This window comes from Colwellia sp. BRX10-9 (genome assembly GCF_014077405.1).
Classification (GTDB): Bacteria; Pseudomonadota; Gammaproteobacteria; order Enterobacterales; family Alteromonadaceae; genus Colwellia_A.
Genome location: NZ_JACGVV010000004.1, coordinates 124,147 through 138,324 on the forward strand (window position 1 = coordinate 124,147; position 14,178 = coordinate 138,324).

At 40.0% G+C, this 14,178-nt stretch carries 15 protein-coding genes; all 15 read left to right on the plus strand.

Annotation, left to right across the window (positions count from 1 at the left end):
- Window positions 1-163: 163 nt before the first annotated feature.
- The 15 genes from fliE (at window position 164) to flhB (ending at window position 14,098) form a co-directional block, all read left to right on the plus strand.
- A complete protein-coding gene (gene fliE, locus H4J69_RS03970) occupies window positions 164-529 on the plus strand; it encodes a flagellar hook-basal body complex protein FliE (RefSeq protein ID WP_070374634.1) in 366 nt (121 codons plus the stop codon).
- Window positions 530-592: 63 nt separating this feature from the next.
- Window positions 593-2,314: a flagellar basal-body MS-ring/collar protein FliF gene (gene fliF / locus H4J69_RS03975; protein WP_070374633.1), complete on the plus strand. Its 1,722-nt coding sequence runs from the start codon at window positions 593-595 to the stop codon at window positions 2,312-2,314.
- Window positions 2,307-3,356, plus strand: coding sequence for a flagellar motor switch protein FliG (fliG, locus tag H4J69_RS03980; protein ID WP_070374632.1), 1,050 nt, complete (start codon window positions 2,307-2,309; stop codon window positions 3,354-3,356). Before fliF ends, fliG begins: the two co-directional genes overlap by 8 nt.
- A gap of 45 nt (window positions 3,357-3,401) precedes the next feature.
- Window positions 3,402-4,196 carry a flagellar assembly protein FliH gene (fliH, locus tag H4J69_RS03985; protein WP_182221067.1) on the plus strand — a complete coding sequence of 265 codons (795 nt, stop codon included), beginning with the start codon at window positions 3,402-3,404 and terminating at the stop codon, window positions 4,194-4,196.
- Between the two features lie 30 nt (window positions 4,197-4,226).
- On the plus strand, window positions 4,227-5,597 hold the full coding sequence (fliI, locus tag H4J69_RS03990) for a flagellar protein export ATPase FliI (RefSeq protein ID WP_070374630.1): 1,371 nt from the start codon (window positions 4,227-4,229) through the stop codon (window positions 5,595-5,597).
- Window positions 5,598-5,663: 66 nt separating this feature from the next.
- Window positions 5,664-6,110: a flagellar export protein FliJ gene (fliJ, locus tag H4J69_RS03995; protein WP_070374629.1), complete on the plus strand. Its 447-nt coding sequence runs from the start codon at window positions 5,664-5,666 to the stop codon at window positions 6,108-6,110.
- Between the two features lie 133 nt (window positions 6,111-6,243).
- On the plus strand, window positions 6,244-8,361 hold the full coding sequence (locus H4J69_RS04000) for a flagellar hook-length control protein FliK (RefSeq protein ID WP_182221066.1): 2,118 nt from the start codon (window positions 6,244-6,246) through the stop codon (window positions 8,359-8,361).
- Window positions 8,362-8,450: 89 nt separating this feature from the next.
- Complete coding sequence (gene fliL / locus H4J69_RS04005) at window positions 8,451-8,999, plus strand: flagellar basal body-associated protein FliL (protein ID WP_182213519.1); 549 nt, start codon at window positions 8,451-8,453, stop codon at window positions 8,997-8,999.
- Window positions 9,000-9,042: 43 nt separating this feature from the next.
- Entirely contained in the window at window positions 9,043-10,113 is a 1,071-nt protein-coding gene (gene fliM / locus H4J69_RS04010; protein ID WP_146799119.1) for a flagellar motor switch protein FliM, read from the plus strand.
- 51 nt (window positions 10,114-10,164) lie between these two features.
- The gene (gene fliN / locus H4J69_RS04015) at window positions 10,165-10,554 is read left to right on the plus strand and encodes a flagellar motor switch protein FliN (protein ID WP_070374625.1); all 390 of its coding nucleotides are present in this window, start codon (window positions 10,165-10,167) and stop codon (window positions 10,552-10,554) included.
- Between the two features lie 5 nt (window positions 10,555-10,559).
- Window positions 10,560-11,054: a flagellar biosynthetic protein FliO gene (fliO, locus tag H4J69_RS04020; protein WP_070374624.1), complete on the plus strand. Its 495-nt coding sequence runs from the start codon at window positions 10,560-10,562 to the stop codon at window positions 11,052-11,054.
- A gap of 53 nt (window positions 11,055-11,107) precedes the next feature.
- Entirely contained in the window at window positions 11,108-11,917 is an 810-nt protein-coding gene (gene fliP / locus H4J69_RS04025; RefSeq protein ID WP_182221239.1) for a flagellar type III secretion system pore protein FliP, read from the plus strand.
- On the plus strand, window positions 11,917-12,186 hold the full coding sequence (gene fliQ / locus H4J69_RS04030) for a flagellar biosynthesis protein FliQ (protein ID WP_070374623.1): 270 nt from the start codon (window positions 11,917-11,919) through the stop codon (window positions 12,184-12,186). The genes fliP and fliQ overlap by 1 nt, the downstream gene beginning before the upstream one ends.
- Entirely contained in the window at window positions 12,186-12,968 is a 783-nt protein-coding gene (gene fliR / locus H4J69_RS04035; RefSeq protein ID WP_182213520.1) for a flagellar biosynthetic protein FliR, read from the plus strand. Before fliQ ends, fliR begins: the two co-directional genes overlap by 1 nt.
- A complete protein-coding gene (gene flhB / locus H4J69_RS04040) occupies window positions 12,968-14,098 on the plus strand; it encodes a flagellar biosynthesis protein FlhB (protein ID WP_182213522.1) in 1,131 nt (376 codons plus the stop codon). Before fliR ends, flhB begins: the two co-directional genes overlap by 1 nt.
- Window positions 14,099-14,178: the final 80 nt, after the last annotated feature.

Consider the following 14,178-nt stretch of genomic DNA (forward strand, 5'->3'; position numbering starts at 1 on the left):
TGGCTTTACTGCTATCTACAGTTTTCACTCATTAAACCTTCCATAACCTCGATAATTCTTTAATTCTCATACTGGCACCATGCTTGCAATATCATCGTTATATCGTTACTTAAACCGTTATTTATAGGCTTAGTAGCAAAAAATTGACACAAGTGAGTAGCTCATGAATATCGATACCAATTCTTTATACGCACAAATGCAAAGTATGTCGCTTGGAAACTCTTCGTTGCAGGGGGCTTCATTTGAAAAAATGGGCAATAACCTTGGCATGGGAGACAGCGCTATTCCAGCGCTGAATAAGTCGACCAGTAATTTTGGCGATATGCTTAAAGATGCGGTGAATAATGTTAACGATATTCAAAAAGAGTCTGGAGCAAAGAAAATAGCTTTTGAAATGGGCGACCGAAGCGTTACGCTCGCTGATACTATGGTTGCTTCCGCTAAAGCTGGTATTGCTTTTGATGCCACCGTACAAGTACGTAATAAGTTTGTTGAAGCATATAAAGAAATAATGAATATGCCAGTTTAACAATACCTTAGTATAAAATAGATAGTATTTCGTAATAAAATCAAGTGGTAGTGGAGAAATTAAGTGGCTGATACTGATAATAATTCAATGGTTGCTGCCGATGGCGGCACCGGGTTAATGGCAAGTGATGGTGCTGATAATATGGCTGATGAGCAAAAATCAGGCTTTGCTTCTGCTATGGGTAATGTCGATTTATTACGCCAAGTCACCTTAATTATGGCATTAGCAATTTGTTTAGCTATTGCTGTTTTTGTTATTATGTGGGCAAATCAAGCCGAATATAGATTTCTTGCCAAACAACCTACCGAACAATTAATCAAAACAATGGACTTTCTAGACGCTAACCAAGTGGATTACCGTCAAGCAAACAACACTATTTCAGTACAAAGTGATCAATATCAAGAAATTAAAATTTTACTTGCTCGTGAAGGTTTATCTGATGAACCAACAGAAGGTAGTGAAATTATTATGCAAGATATGGGTTTTGGTGTCAGCCAGCGCCTTGAAACAGAACGTCTTAAGTTTTCTCGTGAGCAGCAATTGGCTCGCACCATTGAAGAACTGCAAGCTATCTCTAGAGCAAAAGTTTTACTGGCGATACCCCGCGAAAATATTTTTGCTAAACGTACCCGCAGCGCATCTGGCACTGTGGTACTAACTATGCGTAAAGGGCGGATGTTATCTGAAGAAGAAGTTGACTCTGTTGTTGATATTATTGCTTCTGCCGTTCAGGGTATGGAACCTAACCGAGTTACAGTGACAGATCAAAATGGTCGTTTACTTAATTCCGGCTCACAAACCTCTGTTTCTTCTCGCTCACGCAAAGAGTTTGAAATGGAGAAAAAAAGAGAAAATGAATATTTAAACAAAATAGACAGCATACTCATCCCTGTCGTTGGTTTAGGGAACTACACCGCACAAGTTAATGTGACCATGGATTTCACCTCAAGTGAAGAAATGCAGCGTCGTTATAATTCAGATTTACCGGCACTGCGCAGTGAAATGAAAGTTGAAGACAACACGATTGGCGGTTTACTTGGTGGTATTCCTGGAGCGTTAAGCAATCAGCCACCACTTGATTCAAATATTCCAGAAAATGCGAATGGTGGTGCACAACAAAGATCAATGCCTGGTCGTAAACACCTTGAATCAACAAAAAATTATGAATTAGACGAAGCTATCAGCCATACCAAACAACAAGCAGGTGTCGTTCGTCGAGTAAGCGTTTCTGTTGCACTTGATTACTTGGCAACTGCTGATGCTGAAGGCGCGATTACCGATTCACCGAGATCTGTTGAAGAAATGTCAAATATTCGTCGCTTATTACAAGGGAGTATTGGTTTTAATTTACAACGTGGTGATGTATTAGAAGTCGTTACCTTGCCATTCTCTCGTCAAATTATTGAGGATGCTCCTAAAGTTCCTTTCTATGAGAATGCCGACATATTAAAGTTTTTCAAATTAGGCATGGGCGCATTAGTCATTATTGTATTGATACTTGCCGTTGTTAAACCTATGCTTAAACGTCTTATTAACCCTGATCAAACACCTGATGACTACGGTGATAAATCACTCGATAGCCACATTGATTTGGGTGATGAAACCATGGATATGCTAACATCAGACTTTGATGCGGCGGCAGTAGGTTTTGCACCTGATGGTAGTTTACAATTACCTGATTTACATCGCGATGAAGATATACTAAAAGCTGTTCGAGCGCTTGTTGCTAATGAGCCTGAACTTTCCTCTCAAGTGGTTAAAAGTTGGTTGAACGAAGATGAGTGATGAAATGCAAGAGTTAGCCCCTGCACCTAAGGGTTTTGACGTTGACAAACTTGATGGTGCAGAGAAAGCTGCGATATTATTGCTAAGCTTATCTGAAGAAGATGCCGCGCAAATATTAAAACACTTAGAGCCTAAGCAGGTTCAACAAGTGGGCATGGTTATGGCTGCCATGGAAGATTTCACCCAAGAAAAAATTACCGCTGTTCATAAGCTCTTTATCCATGAAATACAAAACTTCAGTACCATTGGCTTCCAAAGTGAAGAATTCGTTCGCAAGGCATTAACTGCAGCATTAGGTGAAGACAAAGCCGGCAATTTAATTGATCAAATTGTCATGGGAGGAGGTGCAAAAGGTTTAGATTCATTAAAATGGATGGACTCAAAACAAGTAGCCAATATTATTCGTAACGAGCATCCTCAAATTCAAACCATTGTACTTTCCTATTTAGACCCTGATCAATCGGCTGAAATTATGAGCCAGTTTGCCGAAAAAGTGCGTTTAGATTTAATGATGCGTATTGCCAACCTTGAAGAAGTTCAACCGGCAGCATTACAAGAACTTAATGAAATTATGGAAAAACAGTTTGCCGGTCAAGCAGGTGCACAAGCCGCTAAAATGGGTGGTTTAAAAGCAGCAGCTGACATTATGAACTATTTGGATACCAATGTTGAAGGTATGCTAATGGATTCAATTCGTGAACATGACGAAGAGATGAGTCAACAAATTCAAGACTTGATGTTTGTTTTCGAAAACCTTGCCGATGTAGACGACCGTGGTATTCAAGCGATATTACGTGAAGTACAACAAGATGCGTTGATGAAAGCAATTAAAGGCGCAGATGATGTGCTGAAAGAAAAAATTATGGCGAATATGTCCAAACGTGCCGCTGAAATGCTGGCAGATGACCTTGAAGCTATGGGACCTGTGCGTATTAGTGAAGTTGAAGCCGCACAAAAAGAAATATTATCTGTTGCTCGACGATTATCTGACGCTGGAGAAATTATGCTTGGTGGCGCTGGTGGCGGTGATGAGTTCTTATAAACCTTATATTTTTAGGTCAGTCAAAACTTACTGTTATAAAATATTATGAAATTATTAAATAAATCGAATGCTGAAGTTATTAAACATAATCCCGAACAAGAAACCGATGTTTGGTCATTGCCGACGGTTAAATCTGAAAATAAAATTAAAGATGAAACAACCAATGCTATGGGAAAGAAAGCCGCTTGGCGTTTCGAGCCCCCTGAAGATTTTGTTGAAGAAGAAATCGCGCCATTAACGGCAGAAGATATTGAAAACATTCGTCAAGCTGCATTTGATGAAGGCCTTAATCAGGGCAAGGAAGAAGGTTTTGCTAAAGGTTATGAAGAAGGTAAAGTCTCTGGCCATGAAGAAGGTATGGTACTTGGTCACCAAGAAGGTCTTGAAACTGGCTTAGCCGAAGCAAAAGAAAGTATCGATGAACAATCAGCTGCATGGGCGTCACTTACTGAACAGCTTCATAAGCCATTACTCGATGTCGAAAAAAATGTTGAACAACAATTACTTCATCTTGTCGTAGAACTCACCGAAGCGATTACCTTAGAAGAAGCTAAAACTAACCCTGATATTATTATTGCTGCGATTTCTGCGGGTATAAAAGCTTTACCCAGCCAAGAAGCGCAAACGCAAATTTTATTACACCCCAACGATATTAAACGTGTTGAAAAGCAATTTGGCGCTAAACATGTGCAAGAACAAGGTTGGCGTTTACTCGCTGCCCCGCAATTAGTTCCGGGTAGCTGTCAAATTGAAAATAGCACCTCTAATATCGACCTGAGTGTTAAATCTCGAATAAAAGAAGTATTGGACTCGTTTTTGCAAGATGCACTACATCAGTAATTTCTTGTACAAAAGAGTCAAAATACCGCTATGGTTGATATTTCTCGCCTTAATGAAAGACTAAAAAACTGCCAAGAGTTTGTGCACCCGCATAAAGTCTCTGTTGCTGGGCGTTTAGTCCGAGTAGTCGGATTAACGCTTGAAGCTGTTGGCGTAAAAGCGGCAGTTGGTAGCCAATGTTTAGTCGAAACGGCACAAGGCGATTTAATCGCTGAAATTGTTGGTTTTTCTAAAGACATAACTTTTCTAATGCCAGAGCAAAGCTTACAAGGTGTTTTACCGGGTGCGCGCGTTGTGCCACTGACAACTAAAGCTCGCTTACCCTTTTCAATGGATTTACTTGGCCGAGTCGTTGACGGTGTTGGTAAACCACTCGACGGCAAAGGGCCAATCAAGAACTCAGGCAACTATCAAATAAACAATAAGCCGATTAATCCGTTATCAAGGCGTGGTATCACTGAACCACTTGATGTTGGTGTGCGCGCTATTAATAGTTTTTTAACGGTTGGTATTGGTCAGCGTATGGGCTTATTTGCCGGTTCAGGTGTCGGTAAAAGTGTCTTGTTAGGCATGATGACACGCGGCACAACTGCTGATGTTATCGTTGTGGGGCTAATTGGCGAACGTGGTCGAGAAGTTAAAGAGTTTATCGAAGAAATTTTAGGCGAAGAAGGGCGAGCACGTTCAGTTGTTGTTGCGGCGCCTGCCGATAATTCGCCATTAATGCGTTTAAAAGGCTGTGAAACTGCCGTACAAATTGCTGAGTACTTTCGTGATCAAGGTCTGAATGTCTTGCTACTGGTTGACTCGCTAACGCGTTATGCCCAAGCGCAACGAGAAATAGCACTGGCTGTCGGCGAACCACCGGCAACCAAAGGTTATCCGCCTTCGGTCTTTTCAAAGTTACCCCAACTTGTTGAACGAGCCGGTAACGGTGGCGATGGTCAGGGATCAATTACCGCATTTTTCACCGTGTTAACCGAAGGTGATGATTTACAAGATCCGATTGCTGATGCGGCGCGTGCTATTTTAGATGGACATATTGTTTTATCTCGTGCCTTAGCCGATTCAGGGCATTACCCCGCTGTTGATATTGAAGGCTCGATTAGCCGTGTTATGCCGATGGTGACCAGTGATGAGCATCAACAACTTGCTCGGCAACTAAAGCAAGTCTACTCACTCTATCAGCAAAATAAAGATTTGATTGCTATTGGCGCTTATAGCCGTGGTAATGATCCTCGCATTGATCAATCCATTGATTTAATGCCGGTGATCAAGTTCTTCCTACAACAAAAAATGTTGGAAATTATTCCTTATGATCAAAGCTTAACGCAACTTCAAGAAATACTTTCTGCAGCGCAAGCACACGCGCAAGCAAAACAAGGCCAGCAAAATGCCTAAACATAATAACGTTAACGCTATTTTCGAAAAATTGATTAGCTGTTTAGTATTATCTAGGAGGACGTTATGCCATTAAAGCAACTAAATACCTTACATCGCTATGAACAGGATAAAGAAAAAAAAGCAGCGCAAGCACTGCAAACTGCTGAATTTGAATACCAACAAAATCTTGAACGTTTACAAAGTGTCAGTGACTATCGTCTTGAATATATGAAACGTTTGAATGCTCGCTCTATGGTGGGTATTGATAGCGCGACGTTTAGTCATTTTCATGCCTTTATTGCCAAGCTCGATTATGCTGCTGGGCAAGTTGATATTGCGATTATGCAGAGTAAGGCGATGGTGGAAAAGAGCAAACAGCTCTGGCTAGCGCAGCGACAAAAAATTCAAGCGGTAGAATTACTGCTTGATAAAAAAACACAAGCGCTCACTCTTATCGCTAACAAGCAAGAACAAAAAATGTTTGATGAAATTGCTACTCAACAATTTGTCCGTCGTAAAATGCGGGGGTAAAGTGAATTAAATAGTAATTTCTAAGTGGAACAATACTTGCTTATTTAACTAATATAAAAAGTATTCGCAATAAACGACGTTGTCATCATTGTAAATATAGCTCAAATTTACCATTGAAATAAAAAGGTTTACTATGCCGCAAGTTACTCCATTAGCCATAGATATCTCGCCAAGTAAGGACTTTAGCCCTGTTCAGTCAGGAGCGATTAGCACATCCAAAAATTCAACTAAAGATTTTGCACAAATGGTTGACCAGCATTATCAAAGTCAACAAAGCGGCAAAAAGCAACAGGCAAGTGGCAATAACATGAAACTTGCTAGCGAAATTAATGCTGAAAAGAAAGTACCCCAAGAAAAATCTTCCACAACGGATGTGCAACCAAAAGAAAAGGAAATGGGTGGAGTTTCTGATGAGAAGGTTAATACAGAAATTAACCAAAGCGAAGCTTCAGAAAGATTGCCTTACGATGATACAGCGACTAGTGAAAAAAATGTTCGAGTAGAAAATAGCCAAGAAGAAACACCGGAACACAAAGCTAGCGGATTAATTAATCTTGATACAAATTCCACCGCACCTGAAAATACAGATAAAAGTACCGAGCAATTAATGTCGTTGTTATCTGCGTCACAACAACTATTAAATGATACGGTGAAAAATGACGGTACGATACCATCACAACTTAATGAAAAACCATCAATAGTTGTGGCTGGTAGTCATCAACAAGAAAAAACACAGTTAGCAGCAATGTTAAGGCAAGTGCTTGGTGGCAATAGCCAAGAAAATGTAGCGACCAGTGATAATACCCTAGCAAAAGATAGCCTTGCGCCAGAGTTAGCTAAATCATTAACCGTTCCAGTAACGGTTAACAGTGAAATGCCAGCAAAGAAAGTTGACCTAGCTAGCGAACCCAAAGTCGTTGCTGATAAAGTTGTGCAAGGGGAGGCTGAATTAGCTTTATCTGCATTATTGGAGAAAAAAACAAACAGTGAAGGACAAGCTCCCTCGCTAAAAACAACGAATGTTAATGGCCAACTTTCCACGCAATCCGTTCCTCCTGCTCAAAGCGAAACGTCGTTAAAAGCAGAGCCGATTGTAGATAAAACCAATAATGTACCGAAACAGGCGATGCCTTTAAGTGATCTTGAAGCGCTATTAGCGGATATGGAAAAAGCGCCCACGGATACTGAACTTGAACAAATTAAAGCTGCACTTATCGCCAATCAAGACAAAGCTATAATTCCTGATAAAAGTAATCAAAGTATCAGCAATAGTAAAACGTCGGTCGATAAAGAGTTGGCTGGAGCGGTATTGCCTGTAACCCTTAAAAATGAAAGCTTGGTTAACGAAATAGCAATTGATGCTGATAAGGTCAATACGGATAATGTTGTTTTTTCAAGTGTAGCTGTTCCAGGTGAAAAACAAGCTCAGGAAAATAACGCAAATAATAGTCGAGGGGTTAATCAGATAAACCAGAAAACCCTTGAAACACAAAATTTAAATGCCGGTGAACAATTTAAAGAGCCAGCTAAAGATCAGTCGGCAGAGCAACAAAACCAAAAGCAGGCACAAAGCTTAACTCAGCTTGATAAAGTGGCTAACAATGATGCTCAAGTCAAAGAAAAAACTATTAATGAAATATTTGATAAGAAACAAGTCAGTACAAGTATTGAGAATACTCTTAATAGAGATATGCATCGAGCCAATAATGAAGTAACCAAATCTACGGCTTCTGCGGAGGAAATGATCACTAAATTAACCAGTGACCATGTGCAATCAACGGCCCAATCAGCAACAAATGCCAAGCAAGTGACAGCGTTACAAAATGAAGCCTTATCGGTATACCGTAAAGACTTTACTGGCGCATTGAATGATAAAGTCATGGTAATGATGAACCAAAAGCTTCAGCAGGTTGAAATTCGTCTTGACCCACAAGAATTAGGTAATGTGAACGTAAAAATAAATCTGCAAAATGAGCAGGCGGTTGTTAATTTTACTGTTCAAAATCAGCAGGCTAAAGAAGCGTTCGATCAAAATTTAGGGCGATTAAAAGAGATGCTTGCTGAAAGTGGCGTCAATGTCGGTGATGCGAATGTCGAACAGCAAAGTAAACAAAATAATAATGAAGAAGAACTCGGTGAAGGTCGCCAAGGTGGTGGTGACGGTAACGAGAATGAATTTTCAGATTTAAGTGATACTCAAACACTACATTTGGTTAAAGGTTCGTCAACTGGTATAGATTACTACGCATAAATGACAAAACTCATTGGCTCGCTGACCATTCAACGATATAGTTGACTGAAAGTAATTTTAACATTTAAATAGATAATAAAGGCTTGATGATGGCTGATGATAAAGGCGAAGGTAAAGAATTAGAATTAGACGGTAAAGGCAAAAGCAAAAAGATGATCATTATCATTGCTGCTGTTGTGATATTGGCTGTTGGCGGTGGAGCGGCTTATTTTTTTCTGGCTGGAGATGATGCTGTTTCTCAAGAGCAACTTGATGCTGAGCTAGACGGTGATAGTGCCAGTGAAGGCGAAGCCGTTGAAAGTGTTAGTGCCAGTACAGGCTCTGCGCTTTATGTACCTATGCCAAGACCTTTTCGCTTTAATGTTCCTGGCGCTGCCCGCGACAGATTTGTAGAAATCAGAGTGCAATTATTAGTACGTGGCTCTGATAATGAAGAAGCGGCAAAGAAGCATGTACCATTAATTGAAAGTACTTTACTAGCGACTTTTTCTCAATCAAATGCCGATGATTTAGCAACCAGTGCCGGAAAAACCTCATTGAAACAGAAATCTTTAATAGAAGTTCATAAAATTATGAAAGAAGTTGAAGGTAGCAATGTGGTTGAAAAAGTATTATTTACCGGTTTTGTAATGCAATAAGGCTATGCGATAAAACAATGCATTTAATTAAAGAGACTATTCAGTGAGTGATTTATTATCTCAAGACGAAATTGATGCGCTATTACACGGTGTTGATGACGTTGAAGAAGAGGAGCTAGTTGAAGACTTTGCCCGTGAAGCTGGCAGCACGTCTGACTATGACTTTTCATCACAAGATCGCATTGTTCGTGGCCGGATGCCAACACTGGAAATGGTTAACGAACGTTTTGCACGCCATATGCGTATCAGTTTATTTAATATGATGCGCCGCACTGCTGAAGTATCAATTAATGGTATTCAGATGATCAAGTTTGGCGAATATGTTCATACCTTATTCGTGCCAACAAGCTTAAATATGGTACGTTTTCGCCCATTAAAAGGCACCGCATTAATTACCATGGAAGCACGGCTGGTCTTTATTTTAGTCGATAATTTTTTTGGTGGCGATGGTCGCTATCATGCAAAAATTGAAGGTCGTGAATTTACGCCAACAGAGCGTCGTATTATTCAAATGCTGTTAAAGTTAATTTTTGAAGATTACAAAGAAGCTTGGTCACCCGTGATGGATGTCTCTTTTGAGTATTTAGATTCTGAAGTTAACCCGTCGATGGCCAATATTGTTAGTCCTACCGAAGTGGTAGTGATCAGCTCTTTTCATATTGAACTTGATGGTGGTGGTGGTGATTTTCACATTGCTTTGCCTTACTCAATGCTCGAACCTATCCGTGAGCTACTTGATGCCGGTGTACAGAGTGATAAAGAAGATACCGACATGCGATGGTCGAAAGCCCTACGCGATGAAATAATGGATGTTCCCGTTGAATTAACCACTAAATTTATCTCTGTAGACCTACCTTTACAAAAGATTATGGACTTAGAGAAGGGCGATATTATTCCTATTGAGATGCCAGAACATATTACGGTATTAATTGAAGGTTTACCGTCGTTTAGAGCAAAACTAGGCCGTAGTCGCGATAATGTTGCGATTAAAATATCTGAAAAAATTAAACGTCCTGAATCAGTGAAAAACGAATTAACGATATTAACTAAAGGAGGTAAGCGCCTAGATAGCGACGCTGAATTACATCTTTTAGAAGACGATTTCGATTATTAATAATTTTATTAAAGCAGCAGTAAACAAAAAAATAAATTTGAGGCCAATGGCATGAGTGATAAAGACGATGATTTAGGCATGTGGGATGAAGCGATGGATGAACAAGCCGAAGCTGCAGCCAAAGCCGAAACTGTTGAGTTAGAAGAGCTTGAAGAAGATGCACCAATAACGGGTGATGAAAAACGTAAACTGGATGCGATTTTAGATATTCCGGTGACTATTTCAATGGAAGTTGGACGTAGTCATATTAGCATTCGTAATTTATTACAGTTAAACCAAGGCTCTGTTGTTGAGCTTGACCGAGTTGCGGGTGAATCCCTCGATGTATTGGTCAATGGTACGTTAATCGCGCATGGTGAAGTTGTTGTGGTAAACGATAAGTTTGGTATTCGATTAACCGATGTTATTAGCCAAATTGAACGTATTAAAAAGTTGAAGTAATACTGATGCGTTTTTTACTTTTTAGCTTGTTAAGCTTACTTACTTTTTTGGGCCATGCTCAAGAAAGTATCGTCGCAACAACCGTCGTTGAAACAGACGACGCTCCCGTGATAGCGCAAACAGCACCGGCGACCGTTGAAGTAGGACGACATGTTATGGGTAATATTGATGCCGGTAGCATGATCGTTTCATTATTGGCGGTACTCGTTGCTATCGTTATTGTTGCTTGGCTATTAAAAAAGCTTCAAGTAGGGGGCACCTCAGTAAATGGTTTGAAAGTGGTGACTAGTTTAAATTTAGGCTCCAAAGAACGATTAGTGGTGGTGCAAGTGGGTAAAAAACAACTGTTACTCGGTGTTACCGGTCAACAAATTAATATACTTGATACGCTAGCCGAACCTATTGAAGTTAAAAGTGGTGTGCCGATAGAACTTAGCCAAACATTAGCACGCTTTAGCCGTAATTCTGCGAATAAAGCCAATAGTGAAAAATACTCATGAAAGACTCGATATTAAACGATGGTGCTAAAACGGCGCAATGTTCTGCTAACGCAATGGCAAAAAGAAATCCACTCGAAAATTTACTGATCCGTTTATTTTCTGTAAAAGGTTTTATTTTTTTATTTTTCCTCCTTGTTGCTTTTTTTGCCAGTCAAACGGTATTAGCCGCTGATGATTTGGGTATGTCGGCATTGAAGCTGACCACTAACCCTGACGGTTCACAAGAATATACGGTAACCCTGCAAATATTAATGTTTATGACCGCATTAGGCTTTATTCCTGCTGCGATTATTATGATGACCTCTTTTACCCGTATTGTCGTGATCATGGCCATTTTAAGACAAGCGATAGGATTACAACAAACACCGTCTAATCAGGTGGTTATAGGTTTAACGCTTTTTATGACCATGTTCATTATGACGCCTGTCTATAATGAAATAAATCAACGAGCGATTGAACCTTATTTAGCCGACCAAATGACATCAGTACAAGCCATAGATAGTGCAAAAATTCCTTTAAGAGCGTTTATGCTTGAACAAACCAGAATTAAAGATCTACAAACCTTAGCCAATATGGCGGGTATTGTTGAAGTTGATCAACCCACTGATTTACCGATGACCGTGATTATTCCTGCCTTTATTATTAGCGAGTTAAAAACGGCTTTTCAAATAGGTTTTATGCTCTTTATTCCTTTTTTGATTATTGATTTAGTCGTTGCTAGTATTTTAATGGCAATGGGTATGATGATGCTATCGCCGATGATCGTTTCTTTGCCCTTTAAGCTAATGTTATTTGTGCTGGTAGATGGTTGGAACTTGGTGATAGGCACTATCGCAACGAGTTATGGCATGGGGAGTATTTAATGAATCCAGAAGTTTTTGTCGACATACTCAGTGATGCACTATTTTTAGTGATTGTTTTGGTGTCTGCGATTATTATTCCGGGTTTGTGTGTCGGCTTAATCGTTGCTGTATTTCAAGCGGCAACATCGATTAATGAACAAACATTAAGCTTTTTACCTCGATTAATCGTGACACTTTTAGCCCTTATCTTTGGAGGGCATTGGTTAGTACAAAAACTCATGGATTTTACTATCCGACTGATTGCAAGTATACCCAGTGTGGTGAGCTAGTGGAATTCACCGAGTCAGTTGTGATGCAATATATTGCTGACTTTATTTTACCTTTCGCGCGCATTTCTGCGCTTATTATGGCAATGATTGGCTTTGGTTCTAAAATCATTCCAGGTAAAGTTAAAATTTTTCTGTGCCTAACATTAACGGTCGCCGTTATGCCGGCAATCCCGCCAACACAAGTTGGCAGCCTGATTTCTTTTGAAACAGCGCTGCTTATGTTTGAACAAATGGTTATTGGTGTTGCGCTTGGCCTAGTTACCGTTATGGTACTTAATACTTTTACCTTAGCGGGTCAAATTATTGCTATGCAAACGGGCTTAGGTTTTGCTTCACTCGTTGACCCGGTTAGTGGCATGAATGTTCCTGCTGTTGGCCAATTTTTCTTGATTCTATCTACCCTGATGTTTTGGGCAATGGACGGACATTTAGCCTATATACAATTTATTGTTGCCAGTTTTGAAACCTTGCCCATCGGGGAGTACAAGTTTACGGCCGATAAATTTAAAGAAGTGGTTGAATGGGGCGAGTGGATGTTTGTTACCGCGTTATCGTTAGCATTAGCGCCGCTAACGGCTATGTTATTGATTAACTTTTCTTTTGGAGTTATGACGCGAGCAGCCCCGCAATTAAATATTTTTGCGATAGGTTTTCCGGTAACTATGTGTGCTGGTTTGTTAATTATGTGGTTAACTATGGGTAACTTTTTTACGCATTATGAATTGCAATGGCAACGTGCACTCGACTTTAGCTGTTACCTCATTAATTGTAAGGCAAACTAATGGCTGATGCAGGTAGCGGTGAAAAAACAGAAGAACCTACGGCTAAGAAAATTGCTGATGCGAGAAAAAAAGGTCAAATAGCACGTTCAAAAGATTTAGGCACTATGTTTGTGTTGGTGGGGAGTGCTGTTGCAATAATGCTGGTTGGCGGTATGTTAACTGAAAGCTTAGCCGGAATTATGAAACGGTCATTTAGCTTGAGCCGTGAAGAAGTCATGGACATTCATGCGTTATACAATGTGCTTAGGGGCTCGGTAGGCACGTTAGTTGCTCCAATGTTGTGGATATTCTCTATTATTATCGTCGCCGCTTTTATTGGCAATACTATGTTGGGAGGGATGAGTTTTTCTTCTGAGGCTATGGCGCCAAAGGCTAGTAAATTGTCACCTTTAGCCGGTTTAAAGCGTATGTTTGGCATAAAAGCTTTAGTCGAGTTATTCAAGTCGTTAATGAAGTTTTTTGTGGTTTTTATTGTCGCGTATCTGTTGTTGAGTAGTTTGTTTCCAGAAATATTAGGTCTTAGTTTGGAGCTGATCCCACTGAGTTTAGAGCACTCGGTAACTTTATTACAATGGATGTTTTTAGCATTAGCCTTATCGGTAGGTATTATTGCTGCGATTGATGCGCCCTATCAAACTTGGGATCACAACCGTCAGTTAAAAATGACTAAGCAAGAAATTAAAGACGAAATGAAAAATTCTGAGGGTAGTCCTGAAATCAAAGGTCGTATTCGTCGTACTCAATATGAAATGTCGCAGCGTAAAATGATGCAAGAAGTGCCAGACTCTGATGTGGTTATCACCAATCCGACGCATTATGCGGTTGCGTTGAAATATGATGTCACCGCCGGTGGTGCGCCAATGTTAGTGGCAAAAGGTATTGATGAAATGGCGATGCATATTCGTACTATCGCTAAAGAAAATAATGTTGAAATTATTGCTTCTCCGGCATTAGCACGGTCTTTATATTATAGCGCAGACGCCAATCAAGAAATCCCAGAAGAGCTCTTCGCTGCGGTTGCTCAAGTGTTAGCTTTTATTTTTCAACTTAACGAACATAAAAAAGGTAAAGCCAAAAGGCCGACACCGATTGCAAAAAACCTTCCTATCCCCGATGAGTTCAAATATTAATACTCTTTATAATCATTGGGTTAAGTGTTTTGTTGTCGATTTATCCATCACTCTAATTATATTTAATCGACGTTGGTCTA

Excerpts from the sequence above, each read along its gene's own strand:
- fliE (WP_070374634.1), top strand. The coding sequence starts at position 164 with ATGAATATCGATACCAATTCTTTATACGCACAAATGCAAAGTATGTCG.
- fliG (WP_070374632.1), top strand. The coding sequence starts at position 2,307 with ATGAGTGATGAAATGCAAGAGTTAGCCCCTGCACCTAAGGGTTTTGAC.
- fliH (WP_182221067.1), top strand. The coding sequence starts at position 3,402 with ATGAAATTATTAAATAAATCGAATGCTGAAGTTATTAAACATAATCCC.
- fliI (WP_070374630.1), top strand. The coding sequence starts at position 4,227 with ATGGTTGATATTTCTCGCCTTAATGAAAGACTAAAAAACTGCCAAGAG.
- fliJ (WP_070374629.1), top strand. The coding sequence starts at position 5,664 with ATGCCATTAAAGCAACTAAATACCTTACATCGCTATGAACAGGATAAA.
- H4J69_RS04000 (WP_182221066.1), top strand. The coding sequence starts at position 6,244 with ATGCCGCAAGTTACTCCATTAGCCATAGATATCTCGCCAAGTAAGGAC.
- fliL (WP_182213519.1), top strand. The coding sequence starts at position 8,451 with ATGGCTGATGATAAAGGCGAAGGTAAAGAATTAGAATTAGACGGTAAA.
- fliN (WP_070374625.1), top strand. The coding sequence starts at position 10,165 with ATGAGTGATAAAGACGATGATTTAGGCATGTGGGATGAAGCGATGGAT.
- fliO (WP_070374624.1), top strand. The coding sequence starts at position 10,560 with ATGCGTTTTTTACTTTTTAGCTTGTTAAGCTTACTTACTTTTTTGGGC.
- fliP (WP_182221239.1), top strand. The coding sequence starts at position 11,108 with ATGGCAAAAAGAAATCCACTCGAAAATTTACTGATCCGTTTATTTTCT.
- fliQ (WP_070374623.1), top strand. The coding sequence starts at position 11,917 with ATGAATCCAGAAGTTTTTGTCGACATACTCAGTGATGCACTATTTTTA.
- flhB (WP_182213522.1), top strand. The coding sequence starts at position 12,968 with ATGGCTGATGCAGGTAGCGGTGAAAAAACAGAAGAACCTACGGCTAAG.